The sequence below is a fragment of the Ruegeria sp. BC8 genome (assembly GCF_056535705.1).
Window position 1 is genome coordinate 2087634 of the sequence record NZ_JBQFIV010000001.1, and the last position, 18054, is coordinate 2105687.

Consider the following 18054-nt stretch of genomic DNA (forward strand, 5'->3'; position numbering starts at 1 on the left):
ATGCACGTCGTCTTCCGCGAAAGCCACGGGCTCGAAGAAACCGAGACCCCGACCGATCTGGGCCAGAGTCCGGCGGATCTGGTGGTGCTGTCCTTTTCGGACAGCGACCTGGGTGCTTTCGCGGCCGGCTGGCATCGCGGCGGCGGGCCCGAGGGGCGGATGCCCTCGTTGCGGCTGGCCAACCTGACGGCGCTGAAGCACCCATTGTCGGTCGATACCTATGTCGAGCAGACGCTGGAGGGTGCCAAGGGCATCCTGATCCGGCTGATCGGCGGAGTGCCCTATTGGTCCTACGGGTTGCAGCAGGTGCTGGCGCTGGCGCAGGCCAAGGGCATCGCGCTGGCGGTGCTGCCCGCCGACGGGCGCGAGGATACGCGGCTGGACGACTATTCCACCCTGCCGGTCTCGACCCTGCGGCGGCTGGCGCATCTGTGCGACACCGGCGGCGAGGTGGCCGCGCAGGCGGCGCTGGCGCAGATGGCGCTGGCGGCGGGGCTCTATGCCGGGCCGGTGATGGGGGCCAAGACTCTGCCCGACTGCGGCGCGTGGTGCCCGGATCGCGGCGTGATTGCGCCCGAGGACGCATTCGCGGGCGAAGGTCGGCGCATCATCGTGACGTTCTACCGCGCCTACCTGACCGCGGCCGATACCGCGCCGGTCGCGGCCCTGATCCGAGAAATCCGCGCGCGGGGTCATCAGGCGGTAGGGCTGTTCGCGCCCTCGCTCAAGGCGCCTGCGGCGGCGGAATGGCTGGCCGAGATTATCCCCGAGATGACGCCCTCGGCGATCATCAATGCCACCTCGTTTTCGGGCAAGGGCGCGTCGGGCACATCGCCCTTGGACGTGGCGGGCGTGCCGGTATTTCAGGTCGCGCTGGCCACTTCGCGCCGCAAGGCCTGGGCCGAGGCCGAACGCGGCATGTCGCCCGCCGATCTGGCCATGCATGTGGTCCTGCCCGAGGTAGACGGGCGTATCACAGCCGGTGTCGCCTCGTTCAAGGAGCCGGGCAAGCGCGACCCGCAACTGGAATATTCCCGTTTCGCCCACCGGCCCGAGCCCGACCGGATCACCGCCATCGTCGACCGGGCGATGGCCTGGGTGGACCTGGCCGAGAAGCCAAAGGCGCAACAGGTCCCCGCGCTGGTCTTGTCCACCTATCCGGGCAAAGACTGGCAGATGGCCCATGCGGTGGGGCTGGACGCGCTGGCCTCGGCCGAGGCGATCCTGTCCGACCTGCAGGGCGCCGGCTATGACACCGCCCCCGCCGAACCGATTGCCGATACCCTGCTGGACGCCCGGATTTCCTGGCCGGTCTCGGCCTACCGCGCGGCGCTGGCGCAACTGCCCGAGGCGTTGCGCGCCGATCTGGAAACCGTCTGGGGCGCACCCGAGGACGACCCGGCCTGCGCCGATGGGGCCTTCCACTTCACCGCGCTTCGGCGCGGCAAGGCGCTGGTGGCGTTACAGCCCGAACGCGGCACTCCGGAACTGCGCGACGACGAATACCACGACCTGTCGCGCACGCCCCGGCACGGCTACGTAGCCTTCTACCTGTGGCTGCGGCACGGGTTGGGCGCCGATGCGCTGATCCATATCGGCGCCCACGGAACACTGGAATGGCTGCCGGGCAAATCGGTGGCGCTCTCGGCGGAATGCTGGCCCGAGGCGCTGATCGGCGATCTGCCGGTGATCTATCCGTTCATCGTGAACGACCCGGGCGAGGCCGCGCAGGCCAAGCGCCGGATCGGGGCGGTGACGCTGGGCCACATTCCTCCGCCGATGAAGCAAAGCAGCACGCCCGACCGCATGGTGCGGCTGGAATCGCTGCTGGACGAGTTCTCGAACGCCGACGGGCTGGACCCCAAACGGCGCGACCGGTTGCAGGCCGATATCCGTGATGAGGCGCAGGCCATCGGGCTCGAGGCCGATCTGGGGCTGGATCAGGCCACCAGCACCGCCGAGGCTATCACCCGCATCGACCGCTTCGTCTGTGACATCAAGGAAAGCCAGTTCGGCGACGGGCTGCACGTCTTTGGCCGCGCGCCGCAGGTTGCGGGCAATTTCGATACTGCCGCGTCAGCACAGACCGAACGGCAGGCCCTGCTGGATGCCTTGGCCGGCAAACGGATCGAGGCTGGCCCGTCCGGCTCGCCCTATCGCGGGCGCACCGACGTGCTGCCCACCGGGCGCAACCTGTTCACCACCGATCCGCGATCGGTCCCCACCCGCGCCGCCTTTGCGCAGGGGGTGAAACTGGCCGAGGAACTGGTGCGCCGCCACCTGCAGGAGGAGGGCGACTACCCCAAGGGCCTGATCGTCGATCTGTGGGGCTCGGCCACGATGCGGACGGCGGGCGAGGAATTCGCCATGGCATTGCACCTGCTGGGCGTCAAACCGGTCTGGGATCCGGGCTCCGAGCGCGTGAGCGGGATCGAGGTTCTGCCGATCACCGACCTGGAACGCCCGCGGCTGGACGTGACCCTGCGCGTCTCGGGCCTGTTCCGCGACGTGTTCCCGACCCTGTCGGCCCTGTTCGGACAGGCGGTCCGAGCGCTGTCGGAACGCGACGAGGCGCCCGACTGGAACCCCTATGCCGGCCACGCTCCCGCCGCCCGCGTCTATGGCCCGGCGCCGGGCAGCTATGGGCTGAACATGACCCACCTGTCGGAAACCTACACCGACGAGGCACGCGCGCAGGCCGGTCAGGCCTGGCTGGATGCCAGCGCCTTTGCCTTCGAGGGCGAGCACATTGGCCACGACCCCGACGGGATCACCCAGCGCGTGGCGCAGGCCGACAGTTTCGTGCACCTGCAGGACCTGACCGAGACCGACCTGCTGCTGGCCAATGACTATGCTACGCACGAGGCCGGCTTTGCCGCCGCCAAGAAGCTGACCGGCGGCCAGGCGCATCTGTACCACCTGGACAATACCCGCCCAGAAACACCCCGCGCCCGCACCCTGCCCGAGGAAATCAGCCGCGTGGTCCACGCCCGCGCCGCCAATCCCGACTGGATCGCCGGTATGCAGCGCCACGGATTCCGCGGCGCGGCCGAGATCGCCGCGACGCTGGATCACATGGCGTCTTTCGCACATCTGTCGGGCAGCGTCGCCCCGCACCTGTTCGACCTCTATCACGATGCCACCCTCGGCAACCCGGAGGTGGACGCCTTTTTGCAGCAGGCCAATCCGCAGGCCCATCAGGCCATGCAGGACCGGTTCCGCGCGCTGTACGAGGCAGGGCTGTGGAACACCCGCCGCAACTCGATCCGCGCCGATCTGGAGGGGTTGGGATGAGCGCCCCGGTCGTCCAGGGCTGGTGCCCCGGCGCGCATCGCCCGATGATGTCCGGCGACGGGTTGGTGGTGCGGGTACGCCCGCGTCTGGCCCGGCTGAGCGCCGCCCAGACGCTGGGGCTGTGCGATCTGGCGCTGCGCTTCGGCAACGGCACCATCGACCTGACCAACCGCGCTAACCTGCAATTGCGCGGCGTGGCCGAAGACGATCACCAGCCACTGCTGTCCGAGTTGTCGGCGCTGAACCTGCTGGATGCAGAGCCCGGGCTTGAGACCCGGCGCAACATCCTTGTGTCGCCGCTGTACCAACCGGGCGACCTGACCGCGCGCCTGACGCAGGCATTGATCGACCGGCTGGGCGATCTGCCCGCCCTGCCCGCCAAGTTCGGTTTTGCGGTGGATACCGGCGAGGCGCGGCTGTTGGCCGGAGACTCGGCCGATATCCGGCTGGAGCTAGGACCTTTGGGCCTGATCCTGCGCGCCGACGGGGCCGAGACCGGCCGCTTGGTGAACGAGGACACGGCAATCGACCGCGTGATCGATCTGGCCAGGTGGTTCGTCGAGCGCTTCACTTCTGACACCCGCCGCATGGCCCGTCTGCTGGCGGTGCACGACCTGCCCGACGAATGGCAGAGCCACGCCATCGGCCCCACGTCACCGGCGCTGCAACCCGGCAACAGCGCAATCGGCCCGATCTACGGCGCAGCCTTCGGGCAACTGCCAGCCGCCGATCTGCGCGCGCTGATCGAGGCCTCGGGCGCGACCGCCCTGCGCGTCACGCCCTGGCGGCTGTTCCTGCTGGAAGGCGGGGCGGCGATCCCCGCCTCGGCCTTCGTGACGGATGGCGCCGACCCCCTGTTGACCACCGACGCCTGCCCCGGCGCGCCATTCTGCCCGCAGGCGCAGGCCGAAACCCGGGCCATCGCCCGCGCACTGGCCCCGCGCGTGTCCGGCAGCCTGCATGTCTCGGGCTGCGCCAAGGGCTGCGCACGCATGGGCGCGGCCGATCTAACGCTGGTGGGCCGCGACGGGCGATTTGATCTTGTAAAACACGGCCGCACGGGGGATGAGCCCCTCCAGCGCGGGCTGGACCCCGAAACACTGAAGACCATGGACCTGACCTGATGCCCTATGAATACGAAACCGACGGCGCGGCGATCTACAAGCAATCCTTCGCCACGATCCGGACCGAGGCCGATCTGGCCCGTTTCGACCCCGACGAAGAACAGGTCGCCGTCCGCATGATCCATGCCGCCGGAATGGTCGGGCTGGAAGAATTCATCCATTTCTCGGACGGCTTCGTGCGCACCGCCCGTACCGCGCTGGAAAACGGCGCGCCGATCCTGTGCGACGCGCGGATGGTGTCCGAAGGCGTCACGCGCTTTCGCCTGCCCGCCGACAACCAAGTCATCTGCACCCTGCATGACGAGCGCGTGCGCCCGCTGGCCGAGAAGATGGGCAACACCCGATCCGCGGCCGCGCTGGAACTGTGGCGCCCGCATCTGGAAGGCGCGCTGGTGGCCATCGGCAACGCGCCCACAGCGCTGTTTCACCTGCTGAACATGCTGGAAGACCCCGACTGCCCCCGCCCCGCCGCGATCATCGGCTGCCCGGTGGGCTTTGTCGGCGCGGTCGAATCCAAGGACGCCCTGTGGGAGGCCCAGCCCGTCCCCAGCTGCATCGTCAAGGGCCGGCTGGGCGGCAGCGCCATCACCGTCGCCGCGATCAACGCCATCGCAAGCCGGGCGGAATGAGCATGGGCACGATCTATGGCGTGGGCCTCGGCCCCGGCGATCCTGATTTGATGAGCGTCCGGGCCGACCGCCTGTTGCGCGGCGCGAAACACGTGGCCTATTTCCGCAAGCCCGGCCGCACCGGGCAGGCGCGCAAGATCGTGAACGGGATGATCCGCGATGATGCGGTCGAGTTTCCCATGGAATACCCGGTCACGACCGAGATCCCGGTCACCGATCCGCGCTACAACGCACTGCTGGCCGAGTTCTACGAACGCTGCACCGCACGCCTGAAAGAACTGGCCGATCAGGGCGAGGACGTGGTGGTGCTGTGCGAGGGCGACCCGTTCTTCTATGGCTCGTTCATGCATCTCTACAGCCGCCTGCGTGACGTGGTGCCCATCGAGGTGGTGCCGGCGATCACCGGCATGTCGGGCGCGTGGACGGCCTCGGGCGATCCGATCACCTGGGGCGACGACATCCTCACGGTGCTGATGGGAACCCTTCCCGAAGATGTTCTGGCCGACCGCATGGCGCGCACCGACGCGCTGGTGGTGATGAAGATCGGCCGCAACATCGACAAGGTGAAACGCGCGCTGAAAACGGCGGGCCTGTTCGACCGGGCCTGGATCGTGGAATACGCGCAGATGCCCAACCAGACCGTTCGCAAGCTGAGCGACGCCTGCACCGAGGTCACACCCTATTTCTCGATCATCATCGTGCACGGACAGGGGCGGCGGCCATGAGCGGCTGGGTCAAGATCGCCGGGCTTGGCCCCGGAAACGAGGCGCTGGTGACCTCCGAGGTGACCGCCGCCTTGGCCGAGGCGACTGATGTGGTGGGCTATATTCCCTACGTCGCGCGGGTGGCCAAACGGCCGGGCCTGACCCTGCACGCCAGCGACAACCGAGTCGAGATCGACCGCTCGCAGCACGCGCTGCGCATGGCGGTCGAGGGCAAGCGGGTGGTCGTGGTCTCGTCGGGCGATCCGGGCGTGTTTGCCATGGCCGCCGCCGTGTTCGAGGCGCTGGAAACCGGCCCGGACACCTGGCGTGAAATCCCTGTCGAGGTTCTGCCCGGCATCACCGCCATGCTGGCCGCGGCAGCCCGGGCGGGCGCGCCGCTGGGCCATGATTTCTGCGCCATCAACCTCAGCGACAACCTCAAGCCCTGGGCCGTGATCGAGAAACGCCTGCGGCTGGCCGCGCAGGCCGATTTCGCAATGGCCTTCTACAATCCACGCTCGAAGTCGCGGCCTGAAGGCTTTGTGAAGACACTGGAAATCCTGCGACAGGAATGCGAGCCCGAGCGCCTGATCCTGTTCGCCCGCGCCGTATCTCGCCCAGACGAGGCGATCCACATCGCGACCCTGGCCGAGGCAACGCCCGACATGGCCGACATGCAGACGGTGGTGATCGTCGGCTCGTCGCTGACCCGCGTCATCGACCGGCCCATAGGCCCCATCGTCTATACGCCAAGGTCCACGCCGGAATGAGCCAGCCAGTCCAAAACCCGCGGCACGCTCGTCAACTCGACCCGGCGGGGCAGCCTGGGCCGGTCGATCATCAGCACCGGGATGCCCAGCGCTCGCGCGGCGTCCAGCTTGGCGCGCGCGCCGGTGCCGCCGGCGTTCTTGGACACCACCAGTTCAGTTCGGTGCCGGCGCATCAGCGCCGTGTCTTCTTCAACCGTAAAAGGCCCGCGCGACACGACCACGTCGCAATCGGCGAAGGGCAGCGGGCCGGGTTCATCGACCAGCCGCAGAAGATAGTGGTGCTGGGGCTGCGCCGCGAATTCCTCAAGATGCATGCGCCCCACCGCAAGGAACACCCGACGCGGCGGACCGGCCAGCGCGGCGACGGCGCCGGCGATGTCGGGCACGTGTTGCCACCGGTCGCCGGGCGCGGCCGTCCATTCTGCGCGGGTCAGCGCGGCCAGCGGCGTCTGCGTCTGCTGGCAGGCGGCGATGGCATTGCGGCTCATCTGCGCGGCAAAGGGATGGGTGGCGTCGATCACATGGGTCACGCCGTTGTCGCGGATGTGACGCGCCAGACCCTCGGCCCCGCCGAAGCCACCTACGCGCGTAGGCAGCGGTTGCGGCCGCGGGTTGTCGACCCGGCCCGCATAGGAATAGATTGCCGCCACACCCAAATCCGCCACGGCGCGGGCCAATGCGTTGGCCTCGGTCGTGCCGCCAAGGATCAGGAGGTTGGGCATGTCTGAAACTCCGTGGCTGACCATTCTGGGCCTGGGCGAGGATGGACTGGATGGCCTGTCGGCCGCAAGCCGTCAAGAGCTGGAGCGCGCCGAGGTCATCATGGGCCCGCCCCGGCACCTGTCACTAGTTCCCGAAACCGGAGCCGAACGCATCGAATGGCCGGTGCCGTTCGCCGACGGGCTACCCATCCTGCAAGGGCTGAAGGGCCAGCGCACGGTGGTTCTGGCCTCGGGTGATCCGTTCTGGTTTGGCGCCGGGTCGGTGATCGCGCGCAATTTCGCCCCCGAAGACTGGGTGGCACGGCCGGGGCAGTCGACCTTCTCGCTGGCGGCGGCGCGGTTGGGCTGGCCGTTGGAAGGCACTGCCACCTTCGGCCTGCACGCCGCCCCCCTGACCCGCCTGCGTCCGCATCTGTCACGCGGCATGCGCGCCATCGTCCTGCTGCGCGACGGGGCCGCTGTGGCCGAGCTGGCCCGCTATCTGACCGAGACCGGGTTCGGCGAAACGACCCTGCACGTGATGGAGGCCCTCGGCGGCCCTCGGGAACGCGCGCGCAGCATGTCCCTGACCGAAGCCCTGCTGGACTCGTTCGAGCATCCGGTCTGCGTGGCGCTTGAGGTTGCGGGCGACGGGCCTGCGCTGCCGTTGGCCTCGGGCAAACCCGACGAGATTTTCGAAACCGATGGGCAGATCACCAAACGGCCGGTGCGTGCGTTGACCCTGTCGGCGCTGGCGCCCGCGCGGGGCGAGCATCTGTGGGACGTCGGCGGCGGCAGCGGATCGATCGGCATCGAGTGGCTGATGTGCGACCCGTCCCTTACTGCCACAACGATCGAGCCGCGCGCCGACCGCGCCGCGCGCATCCGCGCCAATGCCGACGCGCTGGGACAAGATCGGTTGCAGGTCATCCATGGCCGGGCGCCTGACGCGCTGGACGGCCTGCCCTTGCCTGACGTGGTGTTCATCGGCGGTGGGCTGAGCGACGCGCTACTGGACTGGCTTGCCGCCAACCTGCCCTCGGGCACCCGGCTGGTCGCCAACGCCGTTACGCTGGAAAGCGAAGCGATGCTGAGCCAATGGCACGCCAAGCTGGGCGGCGACCTGCTGCGGATCGAGCTGGCGCAGGCCGGCGACCTCGGCCCCCGGCGCGGTTGGAAATCGGCCTATCCGGTCGTTCAGTGGAGCGTGACCCTATGATCGTGGCCGGGCTTGGGTTTTCGTCCGCCGCGACCTGCGCCAGCCTGCGCGCAGCGTTCGACCGCGCCACTGCCGGACAGGCGGTGGACGCGCTGGCCACCGCCGCCGACAAGGCCGGCCACCCGGCGCTGGCCGAATTTGCCGCCGCCTGCGCCCTGCCCCTGCATTTCGCGGACTCGGCCGATCTGGCCGGGCAACGCACGCTCACCTGCTCGCCCCGCAGCCGCGCCAGTCATGGCACTGGCAGCGTGGCCGAAGCTTCCGCCCTTGCCGCCGCCGGACCGGGCGCGCGGCTGCTTTCACCCCGACAGATCTCGGACGACCGGCTTGCCACCTGCGCGGTCGCCATCGGAGGACAGACATGACCGTTCATTTCATCGGCGCCGGACCGGGCGCCGCCGACCTTCTGACCCTGCGCGGACGCGACATCATCGCCGCTTGCCCGGTGTGCCTGTATGCCGGGTCGCTGGTGCCCGAAGAGATCCTGGCCCACTGCCCCGAAGGTGCGCGCATCGTGAACACCGCGCCGATGGATCTGGATCAGATCATGGCCGAAATCAAAACCGCCCATGATGCCGGTCAGGACGTGGCCCGCCTGCATTCGGGCGACCTGTCGGTCTGGTCGGCGATGGGCGAACAGATCCGGCGCCTGAAACAGATGGGCATTCCCGTCAGCGTGACCCCCGGCGTTCCGTCCTTTGCCGCCGCGGCAGCCGCTTTGGGCACCGAACTGACCCTGCCCGGGCTGGCGCAATCGGTGGTGCTGACTCGGACCCCGGGGCGCGCCTCGTCCATGCCTGAGGGCGAGACGCTGGAAAACTTCGCCCGCACCGGCGCCACGTTGGCCATCCACCTGTCGATCGGCAATCTGGACAAGGTCTTGTCTGACCTGACCCCCGCCTATGGCGCCGACTGCCCCGTGGCCGTGGTGTACCGCGCCAGCTGGCCGGACGAGCGGATCATCCGCGCCACGCTGGGCACGTTGAAGGACTCGCTGGACGAGAGCATCTCGCGCACCGCGCTGATCCTGGTCGGGCCGGCACTGGCCGGTGAAGGCTTCGATGAAAGCTGCCTGTATTCCAAGACCTATGATCGTCGCTATCGTCCGCAAAGCGCCGACAGCCCGTGGTCGAGCTGGAGTCACGGCGATGACTAACCCGCCCGGACTGCTGATCTCGGCCCCATCCTCGGGGACGGGCAAGACCACTGTGATGCTGGGCCTGCTGCGCGCGCTGGCCGAGGACGGGCTGACCGTGCAACCCTTCAAGAGCGGTCCCGACTACATCGATCCGGCCTTTCACCGGGCGGCGGCAGGGCGGGCCTCGTTCAACCTGGACAGCTGGGCGATGGGCGCGCCGTTGCTGGGCGCGATTTCGGCGCAGGCCAAAGGCGCCGACATCGTGGTGGCCGAAGGGTCGATGGGCCTGTTCGACGGGGTCGCAAAGCCGGGCGAGCTGGGCCATGGGTCCAGCGCCGAGACCGCGCTGCGCATGGGCTGGCCGGTGGTTCTGGTGCTGGATGTGGGTGGTCAGGCGCAATCGGCCGCCGCAACGGCGCTGGGGTTCCGGATGTACAACCCCGACCTGCCCTTTGCCGGCGTGATTCTGAACCGCTGCGCCAGCCCGCGCCACGAACGCCTGACCCGTCTGGGAATGGAGCGCGCGGGCCTGCCCGTTCTGGGCGTGCTGCCCCGGCGCGGCGACCTGACCCTGCCCGAGCGGCATCTGGGTCTGATCCAGGCGGTCGAGCACCCCGATCTGGAAAGCGCAATTGCCGGCTACGCGGCCTTTCTGCGCGAGCATGTGGATCTGGAGTCGATCAAGCAGGCGGCCTCGTCGGGCCCCGCGGGGCCGTCGTCGGCCGGGCTTCCGCGCCCTCCGGCGCAAAGGATCGCCTTGGCCCAAGACTCGGCGTTTTCCTTTACCTACCCGCACCTTCTGGAAGGCTGGCGGGCGGCCGGGGCCGAGATCCTGCCGTTTTCTCCGCTGGCGGACGAGGCGCCGGCCCCGGATGCCGATCTGGTCTGGTTGCCCGGCGGGTACCCCGAACTACACGCCGGAACCCTGGCTGCGGCAGAGCGGTTCCTGACCGGATTGCGCAAACATGCCGAAACGCGGCCCGTGCATGGCGAATGCGGCGGCTACATGGCCCTGGGCGAAGGGCTGATCGACAAGGACGGCACCCGCCATAGGATGGCCGGGCTGCTGGGCCTTGTCACTTCGTACGAGAAGCGCAAATTCAACCTGGGCTATCGCCGGGCCGAGTTGCTGGCCGACATGCCCGGGTTTTCGGCCGGGACCGCGCTACGGGGGCACGAGTTCCACTATTCCTCGATCGTCGAGCAACCCGACGTGCCCCTGGCACGGGTTTTTGACGCCGAAGGCGCCGAAGGCCCGCAGACCGGATCGCGCCGCGGACATGTCACCGGTACGTTCTTCCATCTGATCGCAGAGGCCAGCGCATGAGCGGTTTCGTTTCCTTCATCGGGTCCGGCCCCGGCGACCCGGAATTGTTGACCCTCAAGGCCGTGGACCGGCTGCAAAAAGCCGATGCGGTTCTGTTCGACGATCTCAGCAGCGGGCCGATCCTGAGCCATGCGCGCACGGACGCCGACCTTGTCGGCGTGGGCAAGCGCGCCGGGCGACCCTCGCCCAAGCAGGACCATGTCAGCCGCCTGCTGGTCGAGTACGCCCAGACCGGCCAAAGGATCGTGCGGCTGAAATCGGGCGATGGCGGCCTGTTCGGACGGCTAGAGGAGGAACTGGTGGCCCTGCGCGCTGCCGGGGTCGCCCACGAGATCATTCCGGGCATCCCCTCAGCCATTGCCGCGGCTGCCGCGGCAGGCATCCCGCTGACCCGGCGGCTGACCGCGCGGCGCGTGCAGTTCGTCACCGGCCACGATGTCAGCGGGAAGCTTCCCGAGGACTTGAACCTGCCCGCGCTGGCCGACCCGGGTGCGACGACGGTGGTGTTCATGGGCAAGCGCACCTTTCCCCTGCTAGCCGGCGCGCTGCACGCGCATGGGCTGCCGCTGGATACCCCCGCGCTGATGGCCGAGTCGGTCTCGACGCCTGAGCAGTCGCTGCACCGGTCCACCGTCGGTGCCTTGGCCGAGCGCCTGGGTTCCGAGATCGGCACCGCGCCAGCGCTGATCCTTTATGGTCCGCTGGCGGAGTTCGACGATGATTGATCTGGTCTTGATCGGGATCGGCACCGGCAACCCGGACCACGTGACCTTTCAGGGCGCGCAGGCGATCCGCGCGGCCGATCTGATCCTGATCCCGCGCAAGGGCGCCAACAAGGCCGATCTGGCCGGCGTGCGCGAGGAAATCATCCGCAAGGTCACCGGCACACCGCCCCAAATCGCCTATTTCGACATCCCTGAGCGCCGGTCGCAGGATGGCTACCTGCGCGGCGTGGATGAATGGCACGACGCAATCGCCCTGCGCTGGCAGGAGGCGATGGCCCGGCACCCTGAGGCGCGCACCGTCGCCCTGCTGATCTGGGGCGACCCGTCGCTCTATGACAGTTCGCTGCGAATCGCGGCGCGGCTAGACCCGCAGCCGAACACCACGGTGATCCCCGGCATCACGGCGCTGCAGGCGCTGACGGCGGCCCATGCCATACCAATCAACGAGATCGGCGCACCCTATCTGGTCACCACCGGCCGGCGCATCCGCGACGAGGGCTGGCCCAGCAACGCCGATACGGTTGCGGTTATGCTGGATGGCGAATGTTCGTTCCAGACTTTGGACATGGCCGATTTTGACATCTGGTGGGGGGCTTACTTGGGTATGCCCGAGCAGATCCTGATCAAAGGTCCGCTGGCCGATGTGGCGGACGAAATTCTGCGCACCCGCGCCGAGGCCCGCGCCCGGCACGGGTGGATCATGGATATCTATGTTCTGAAAAAGCGCGGGAATTGACGCGAAAGGTCGCAAATGGCGATTGCGCCACAGCGGCATTCACGTCTAAATGGACGGGTCTGGTCCTGCCGGAGACATCCGGATGCTAAGAGGGAATTTGGTGCGGCCTGCGCGCAGGTCAAATCCGAAGCCGCCCCCGCGACTGTAAGCGGTGAGCCCTGTTCAACCAGCCACTCCCGATCCGTTCGGGGGGAAGGCGAACAGAGGCGCTGACCCGCAAGCCAGGAGACCTGCCAGGCGAACAATGAAACACCGGCCGTCGGGTGCGGCGGCACAGGAGGACAGAAAATGACGACACAAACGCAAACCGCATCAACGGCACGCGCTGGCATTCTTTCGGCAGTGTTCGCGGCAGCCCTGGGCCTGGGGATCATCACCCTGGCTGGTCACGTTCAGGCATCGGCGCTGCATGACGCCGCGCATGACGTGCGCCACGCAACCGGCTTCCCCTGCCACTAAACCAATGTTCAGTCGCATTCTGACCAGCGCGTTGTTCGCTGGTGCTGCAGCCGGGTTGATCGTCGCCCTGCTGCAGTTGTTATTCGTGCAACCCGTGTTGCTGCATGCTGAACTCTATGAATCCGGAGAGCTGGTGCATTTCGGAGCCGAAGCCGTCTCGGCCCATCCCGAACTGCCGGGTATGTTCTCGGACCTGACCCGCGACGGGCTGAGCGTGGTGTTCACCATGCTGACCTATACCGGCTATGCGCTGGTTCTGGTCGCCCTGATGTCGCTGGCCGAAGCGCAAGGCCACCCTGTTGACGGGCGCACGGGCGTGCTGTGGGGCCTGGCCGGTTTCATCGCCTTTCACCTGGCGCCGGGCTTCACCCTGGCCCCCGAGGTTCCGGGTGTTGCCGCAGCCGACGTGTTCGCGCGGCAGATCTGGTGGTGGGCAACCGTCGCGGCTGCTGGTGTGGCCATGTGGCTGATCGCCTTTGGTGGCAACATCGTCAGCTATCTGGTTGCGGCCGTGCTGTTGATGGCCCCGCACCTGATCGGCGCGCCGGAACCCGACGTGTTCACTGGGCCGGTTCCGACCGAGATCGGGGCCCTGTTCGCAGCACGCGCCTTTGGCGTCGGCCTTGTGGCCTGGGTGCTGCTGGGTTCGTTTGCCGGGTATTTCTGGCAAAGCGAGGGCAAGCGCGTCGAAGCCGCGGCCTGATCCCCGAAATCCCACGACCCGCCGGCGCCCAACCGGCGGGTCATTTGCTTTTCAAGGAAACATGATGACACGCTCGCTTGCTCTTTTCGCGATCGGTCTGGTCTTTGGTGGGGGTGCCGGGTTCGTGCTGGCCGCGGCCAACGGCGTCACCTTCGATGGCCACGACCATTCCGACCCCGCCCAACATGGCGGCCATCACGCCGAGGCCATGGCCCATGACCACAGCGCCGCCATCAACCTGCCCGCCGGACCGGACGCGCCGGGGCTGGAGATCGCCGTCTCCCCCGACCCGATGGCGGGTTGGAACCTGCATGTGATGCCAAAAAACTTCCGCTTCTCGCCGGAGAACGCCTCGCTGGACAACAAGCCCGGCGAAGGCCATGCGCATGTCTATGTAAACGGCGTCAAGCTGGCCCGGCTTTATGGCAACTGGATGCACATTTCGGACCTGCCCAAGGGCGACACTACCATCGAGGTCTCGCTGAACGCCAACAGCCACAGCCTGCTGGCCGTGGATGGGGTGCCGGTCAGCGCGGCCGTCACGGTTCAGGTGGACTGAAACGCAGGGATCCGCGCCCTCAGACACAAGCGAAGCCGCCCGCACGGCCGGGCGTCTTCGATCCAGCCATTCGGGCTGTTCAGAATGGCCCGACAGGTCGCCGCAATGTCATCGGCATCGGCGACCGGATCGATTCCCGAAAACACATAGGAAGCGAGGCCCGCGCCCTGCATCGCCACCACGGTCGGCTCGTCGCAACCGCTGAAACAGGCGTGCTCGGCGATCTCGATCTGCCCGTCCAGTCCCGCAGCGCGCAGGGCGTCCAATACGGCCTGACGCTCGGCCGGCAAGTCGCGCTCACCCGCGCAGCTGCTGCAGATCAAAACACGCATGCCACTCGCCTGCCTTTTCCGTTTCACACTGTCGCTTGTGCGGGTTTCGCACCCCCGGCGCAAGCCCGCCGCCCACGATATTGTGACTGTACGCACCCGGGAATTCGGGAAGACTTGGGCCAACCACGACCTGGAGAGCCCGTGATGAAACGTCTTATGTTTTTCCTCGGCCTGTTGGCGCTGCCCGCGCTTGCTGCCGATATCGAACCACGGCCGGGTTGGGCCGTCCACCCGACGACCAAGACCCATGACGCGCTGGTGGCCGACACGATCGCAGCAGTCAAGGCAAACGGTCTGATCGTGGTAACGCAGGCCGGGCCCACCAAGGCCGCCGCCGCGCGCGGCATCACCATTCCGGGCAATCGGGTGATCGGCGTCTTCAACAACGACTATGCGGTGCGGGTTCTGGAACAATCGGTGCCCGCGATGATCGAGGCGCCGATCCGCCTGTACGTCACGGAAAACGAGGACGGGACCGCGACGCTGTCCTACAAAACGCCCACTTTGGTCTTTGCCCCCTACAACGGTGGCTCCGACGCCTTGCCCGCGATTGCCGCAGAGTTGGACGCCAAATTCGCCGCCATCGCCCAGATGGCTGTCAAATAGTCACACTGACGTGATGCGGCTTGCACCGGCCCGGAACCTCCGCAATCTGCTGCGCAACGGAACTTACGGAGCTTGTTCGATGCAGGACCTGTCCCCCCGCGCTGCGGACCTTCTGGCGCAACGGCTGTACGAGGCCGGGTGCCGCCACGCATTCGGCATGCCCGGTGGCGAGGTGTTGACCCTGGTCGATGCGCTGGAACAGGCCGGGATCACCTTTCACCTGACCAAGCACGAAAACTCGGCCGGTTTCATGGCCGAGGCGGTGCACCACCGCGACGGCGCGCCGGCGGTTCTGGTGGCGACCCTGGGTCCTGGGGCCATGAACGGCATCAATGTCGTGGCCAACGCGCTGCAGGATCGGGTACCGATGATCGTGCTGACCGGCTGCGTCGATGCCGACGAGGCGCTGACTTACACCCATCAGGTCATGGATCATGCGCAGGTCTATCGCTCGATCACCAAGGGTACGTTCACCCTGACGGCCAAGGGCGCCGACATCATCGCCGACAAGGCCGTGTCGCTGGCCACGCAGCCACGCCCCGGGCCGGTGCATATCGACGTGCCGATCTCGGTCGCCGATACACGGGTGTCGGCCGCCAAGCGCCGACGGCTGACCCGGGCCGCCCGCGTCGCGCCCGAGGGCACATGCCTGGAGAAGGCCCGCCGATGGGTCGCCGAGGCCGAGCGTCCGCTGGCGATCATCGGGCTGGACGTGCTGTATGACGACTCGCGCAGCGTGGTGCGGGCGTTTCTGGAGCATTTCGGCATCCCGTTCGTCACGACCTACAAGGCCAAGGGCGTGGTGCCCGAGGATCACCCGCTGTGCCTGGGGGGCGCGGGGCTGTCGCCCTTGGCCGACACGCAGCTTGTGCCGCTGGTCGAACAGGCCGACCTGATCCTGTGCCTGGGCTATGACCCCATCGAAATGCGCCCCGGCTGGCGCGAGATCTGGGACCCGGACGAGAAACGCGTGATCGACATCTCGGCCGTGGTGAATGACCACTACATGCATCAGGCGGGGCTGAACCTGGTGGCCGATACCGGCGCCACGCTTGAGGCGATCGCCAAGGGCAACCCCGCCCGCCCGACCTGGCCCCAAGGCCAGCCGGCGCAGGCCAAGGCCGCCTTGGCCGCAGCCTTTCCGACCGATGACGACTGGGGCCCCGCCGCCGTGATCGCCGAGGCTCGCGATACCCTGCCCCCCGAAACCTTGGCCACCGCAGACAGCGGCGCGCACCGCATCCTTCTCAGCCAGATGTGGCAGTGCCTGCAGCCGCGCGACCTGATCCAGTCTTCGGCGCTGTGCACGATGGGTTGCGCCGTTCCGATGGCGATCGGCCTGAAACTGGCCGAACCCGGCCGCCCGGTCATCAGCTTTTCCGGCGATGCCGGGTTCCTGATGGTGGCCGGTGAGTTGTCGACCGCCGCGGAAATGGGAGGAAACCCGATCTTTCTGGTCTTTGTCGATGCCAGCCTGGCACTGATCGAACTGAAGCAGCGCCAGCGCCAGATGGGCAACCGGGGCGTCGATTTCGACCGGCATGACTATGCCGCGATGGGCCGGGCGTTCGGCGGCAACGGCCACACCGTGCGCAACCGTGCCGAACTGCGCGCTGCGCTGAAGGCCGCGATGGCCGCCGACACGTTAACCGTGATCGCCGCCGAGATCGACCGCGGAGGCTATGATGGCCGCATCTGACGGGCCGCTGAAGGGCGTCAAGGTTCTGGATCTGTCACGCATTCTGGCCGGGCCGACCTGCACGCAGCTGCTTGGCGATCTGGGCGCCAGCGTGATCAAGGTGGAAAACCCGGCCACCGGTGGCGACGATACCCGCCAGTGGGGGCCGCCCTATGTCACCGATGCGGATGGCAACCCGACCGATCAGAGCGCCTATTTCATGGCCGCGAACCGCAACAAGAAGTCCGTCGCCATCGATATCGCCACGCCAGAGGGGCAGGCACAGATCCGGCGGCTGGCCTCTCATGCTGACATCCTCATCGAGAATTTCAAACCCGGCGGGCTGGCCAAATACGGGCTGGACCATGAAACCCTCTCGCGGGACTTTCCGGGGCTGATCTACTGTTCGATCTCGGGCTACGGCCAGACCGGCCCGAACGCGGCCAAGCCGGGCTATGACCTGATGGCGCAGGGCTATGGCGGGATCATGTCGCTGACGGGCGAACCGGACGGAGCCCCTATGAAAGTCGGCGTGGGCATCGCCGACGTGATGTGCGGCATGTACGCGACCGTCGGCATTCTGGCGGCGCTGCGCCACCGGGATCAGACCGGCGAAGGCCAGCAGATCGACATCGCGCTGGTCGACAGCCAGATCGCATGGCTGATCAACGAGGGCGTGAACTATCTGACCTCGGGCCAGGTTCCACAGCGGCGCGGGAATGGGCACCCCAACATCGTGCCCTACGATGTCTACGAAACCGCCGATGGACACGTCATTCTGGCCGTGGGAAATGACAGCCAGTTCCGGCGCTTCTGCGGTTTTCTGGAGTTGAGCCACCTGCCCGACGACGCGCGGTTCGCCACCAACCCGGCTCGGCTGGAACACCGCGATGCATTGAACGCCGTTCTGCGGCCCGCGCTGCTGCGGCTGGAGACCAAGGCCGTCATCGACGGCCTGGAGGCGCTGAAAGTGCCGGTCGGCCCGGTTCAGACGCTGGATCAGGTCTTTGCCTCGGACCAAGTGGCGGCGCGGGGGATGCAAGTGGATATGCCAGCCCGGCCCGGCCAGGTGCGTCTGATCGGGAATCCATTGAAGTTGTCCCGCAGCCCGGTGACCTACCGCTCTGCTCCGCCCGAGTTCGGCGCTGACACGCAAGCGGTTCTGAACGCGGAAAACCCCTTCGAGGATTGAAACACTCTGCCTTTTTCGGCGGCAAGTCGCTGAAACATGTCATTGAATCGGCGATTTTTTTCGCTTTTTGCGAACACAAGCTTTCACCAATTCGAGAGCAGGCCCGATACTGTTACGTCCCGTCTGCACACTCTGCTAAGTCCAAGAGTGTGAGTTTT

19 protein-coding genes and 1 riboswitch are annotated in these 18054 nt (G+C 67.4%); of the genes, 17 read left to right on the forward strand and 2 right to left on the reverse strand.

Features of this window, described 5'->3' with window-relative positions; genetic code table 11:
- Genes cobN through cobJ form a run of 5 tightly spaced genes read left to right on the forward strand, consistent with a single transcriptional unit; the run spans position 1 to position 6521 of the window.
- A complete protein-coding gene (gene cobN, locus ACR3EK_RS10615; RefSeq protein WP_480633343.1) occupies positions 1-3294 on the forward strand; it encodes a cobaltochelatase subunit CobN in 3294 nt (1097 codons plus the stop codon).
- The gene (gene cobG / locus ACR3EK_RS10620) at positions 3291-4418 is read left to right on the forward strand and encodes a precorrin-3B synthase (RefSeq protein WP_480633344.1); all 1128 of its coding nucleotides are present in this window, start codon (positions 3291-3293) and stop codon (positions 4416-4418) included. The genes cobN and cobG overlap by 4 nt, the downstream gene beginning before the upstream one ends.
- The gene (locus tag ACR3EK_RS10625; protein ID WP_170438647.1) at positions 4418-5047 is read left to right on the forward strand and encodes a precorrin-8X methylmutase; all 630 of its coding nucleotides are present in this window, start codon (positions 4418-4420) and stop codon (positions 5045-5047) included. Before cobG ends, ACR3EK_RS10625 begins: the two co-directional genes overlap by 1 nt.
- Positions 5044-5772: a precorrin-2 C(20)-methyltransferase gene (locus ACR3EK_RS10630; RefSeq protein ID WP_480633345.1), complete on the forward strand. Its 729-nt coding sequence runs from the start codon at positions 5044-5046 to the stop codon at positions 5770-5772. The genes ACR3EK_RS10625 and ACR3EK_RS10630 overlap by 4 nt, the downstream gene beginning before the upstream one ends.
- Positions 5769-6521 (forward strand): precorrin-3B C(17)-methyltransferase, encoded by a 753-nt coding sequence (gene cobJ / locus ACR3EK_RS10635; protein WP_480633346.1) that lies wholly within the window; start codon positions 5769-5771, stop codon positions 6519-6521. The genes ACR3EK_RS10630 and cobJ overlap by 4 nt, the downstream gene beginning before the upstream one ends.
- On the opposite strand, the gene ACR3EK_RS10640 is transcribed toward cobJ, so the two are convergent.
- Entirely contained in the window at positions 6494-7243 is a 750-nt protein-coding gene (locus ACR3EK_RS10640) for a cobalt-precorrin-6A reductase (RefSeq protein ID WP_480633347.1), read from the reverse strand. The two genes, cobJ and ACR3EK_RS10640, sit on opposite strands and share 28 nt — an antisense overlap.
- Here ACR3EK_RS10640 and cbiE point away from each other — a divergent pair.
- The 9 genes from cbiE (at position 7242) to ACR3EK_RS10685 (ending at position 14088) form a co-directional block, all read left to right on the forward strand.
- Positions 7242-8441 (forward strand): precorrin-6y C5,15-methyltransferase (decarboxylating) subunit CbiE, encoded by a 1200-nt coding sequence (gene cbiE, locus ACR3EK_RS10645; RefSeq protein ID WP_480633348.1) that lies wholly within the window; start codon positions 7242-7244, stop codon positions 8439-8441. The genes ACR3EK_RS10640 and cbiE overlap by 2 nt on opposite strands.
- The gene (locus ACR3EK_RS10650; protein WP_480634019.1) at positions 8438-8806 is read left to right on the forward strand and encodes a cobalamin biosynthesis protein; all 369 of its coding nucleotides are present in this window, start codon (positions 8438-8440) and stop codon (positions 8804-8806) included. Before cbiE ends, ACR3EK_RS10650 begins: the two co-directional genes overlap by 4 nt.
- Positions 8803-9597 carry a precorrin-4 C(11)-methyltransferase gene (cobM, locus tag ACR3EK_RS10655; protein WP_480633349.1) on the forward strand — a complete coding sequence of 265 codons (795 nt, stop codon included), beginning with the start codon at positions 8803-8805 and terminating at the stop codon, positions 9595-9597. The genes ACR3EK_RS10650 and cobM overlap by 4 nt, the downstream gene beginning before the upstream one ends.
- Entirely contained in the window at positions 9590-10906 is a 1317-nt protein-coding gene (locus ACR3EK_RS10660; RefSeq protein WP_480633350.1) for a cobyrinic acid a,c-diamide synthase CobB, read from the forward strand. Before cobM ends, ACR3EK_RS10660 begins: the two co-directional genes overlap by 8 nt.
- On the forward strand, positions 10903-11631 hold the full coding sequence (cobA, locus tag ACR3EK_RS10665) for a uroporphyrinogen-III C-methyltransferase (RefSeq protein WP_480633351.1): 729 nt from the start codon (positions 10903-10905) through the stop codon (positions 11629-11631). Before ACR3EK_RS10660 ends, cobA begins: the two co-directional genes overlap by 4 nt.
- A complete protein-coding gene (cobF, locus tag ACR3EK_RS10670) occupies positions 11624-12367 on the forward strand; it encodes a precorrin-6A synthase (deacetylating) (RefSeq protein WP_480633352.1) in 744 nt (247 codons plus the stop codon). The genes cobA and cobF overlap by 8 nt, the downstream gene beginning before the upstream one ends.
- A 43-nt stretch (positions 12368-12410) precedes the next feature.
- Positions 12411-12619: riboswitch (cobalamin riboswitch) on the forward strand.
- A 36-nt stretch (positions 12620-12655) separates the two neighbouring features.
- Positions 12656-12826, forward strand: a complete 171-nt coding sequence (locus tag ACR3EK_RS10675) for a CbtB domain-containing protein (protein ID WP_005981986.1) — start codon at positions 12656-12658, stop codon at positions 12824-12826.
- Between the two features lie 4 nt (positions 12827-12830).
- Positions 12831-13529, forward strand: a complete 699-nt coding sequence (locus ACR3EK_RS10680) for a CbtA family protein (protein WP_170599311.1) — start codon at positions 12831-12833, stop codon at positions 13527-13529.
- A 64-nt stretch (positions 13530-13593) separates the two neighbouring features.
- Positions 13594-14088, forward strand: coding sequence for a hypothetical protein (locus ACR3EK_RS10685; RefSeq protein WP_480633353.1), 495 nt, complete (start codon positions 13594-13596; stop codon positions 14086-14088).
- On the opposite strand, the gene ACR3EK_RS10690 is transcribed toward ACR3EK_RS10685, so the two are convergent.
- On the reverse strand, positions 14076-14420 hold the full coding sequence (locus tag ACR3EK_RS10690) for a DUF1636 family protein (RefSeq protein WP_480633354.1): 345 nt from the start codon (positions 14418-14420) through the stop codon (positions 14076-14078). The two genes, ACR3EK_RS10685 and ACR3EK_RS10690, sit on opposite strands and share 13 nt — an antisense overlap.
- A gap of 144 nt (positions 14421-14564) precedes the next feature.
- Here ACR3EK_RS10690 and ACR3EK_RS10695 point away from each other — a divergent pair, with 144 nt between their 5' ends.
- The 3 genes from ACR3EK_RS10695 to ACR3EK_RS10705 all read left to right on the forward strand — a co-directional run bounded on the left by ACR3EK_RS10695 (position 14565) and on the right by ACR3EK_RS10705 (position 17896).
- A complete protein-coding gene (locus tag ACR3EK_RS10695) occupies positions 14565-15026 on the forward strand; it encodes a DUF302 domain-containing protein (protein WP_170358436.1) in 462 nt (153 codons plus the stop codon).
- A gap of 79 nt (positions 15027-15105) precedes the next feature.
- On the forward strand, positions 15106-16725 hold the full coding sequence (locus ACR3EK_RS10700) for a thiamine pyrophosphate-binding protein (RefSeq protein WP_480633355.1): 1620 nt from the start codon (positions 15106-15108) through the stop codon (positions 16723-16725).
- Positions 16712-17896 (forward strand): CaiB/BaiF CoA transferase family protein, encoded by a 1185-nt coding sequence (locus ACR3EK_RS10705; RefSeq protein WP_480633356.1) that lies wholly within the window; start codon positions 16712-16714, stop codon positions 17894-17896. The genes ACR3EK_RS10700 and ACR3EK_RS10705 overlap by 14 nt, the downstream gene beginning before the upstream one ends.
- The last annotated feature ends 158 nt before the right edge of the window (positions 17897-18054 follow it).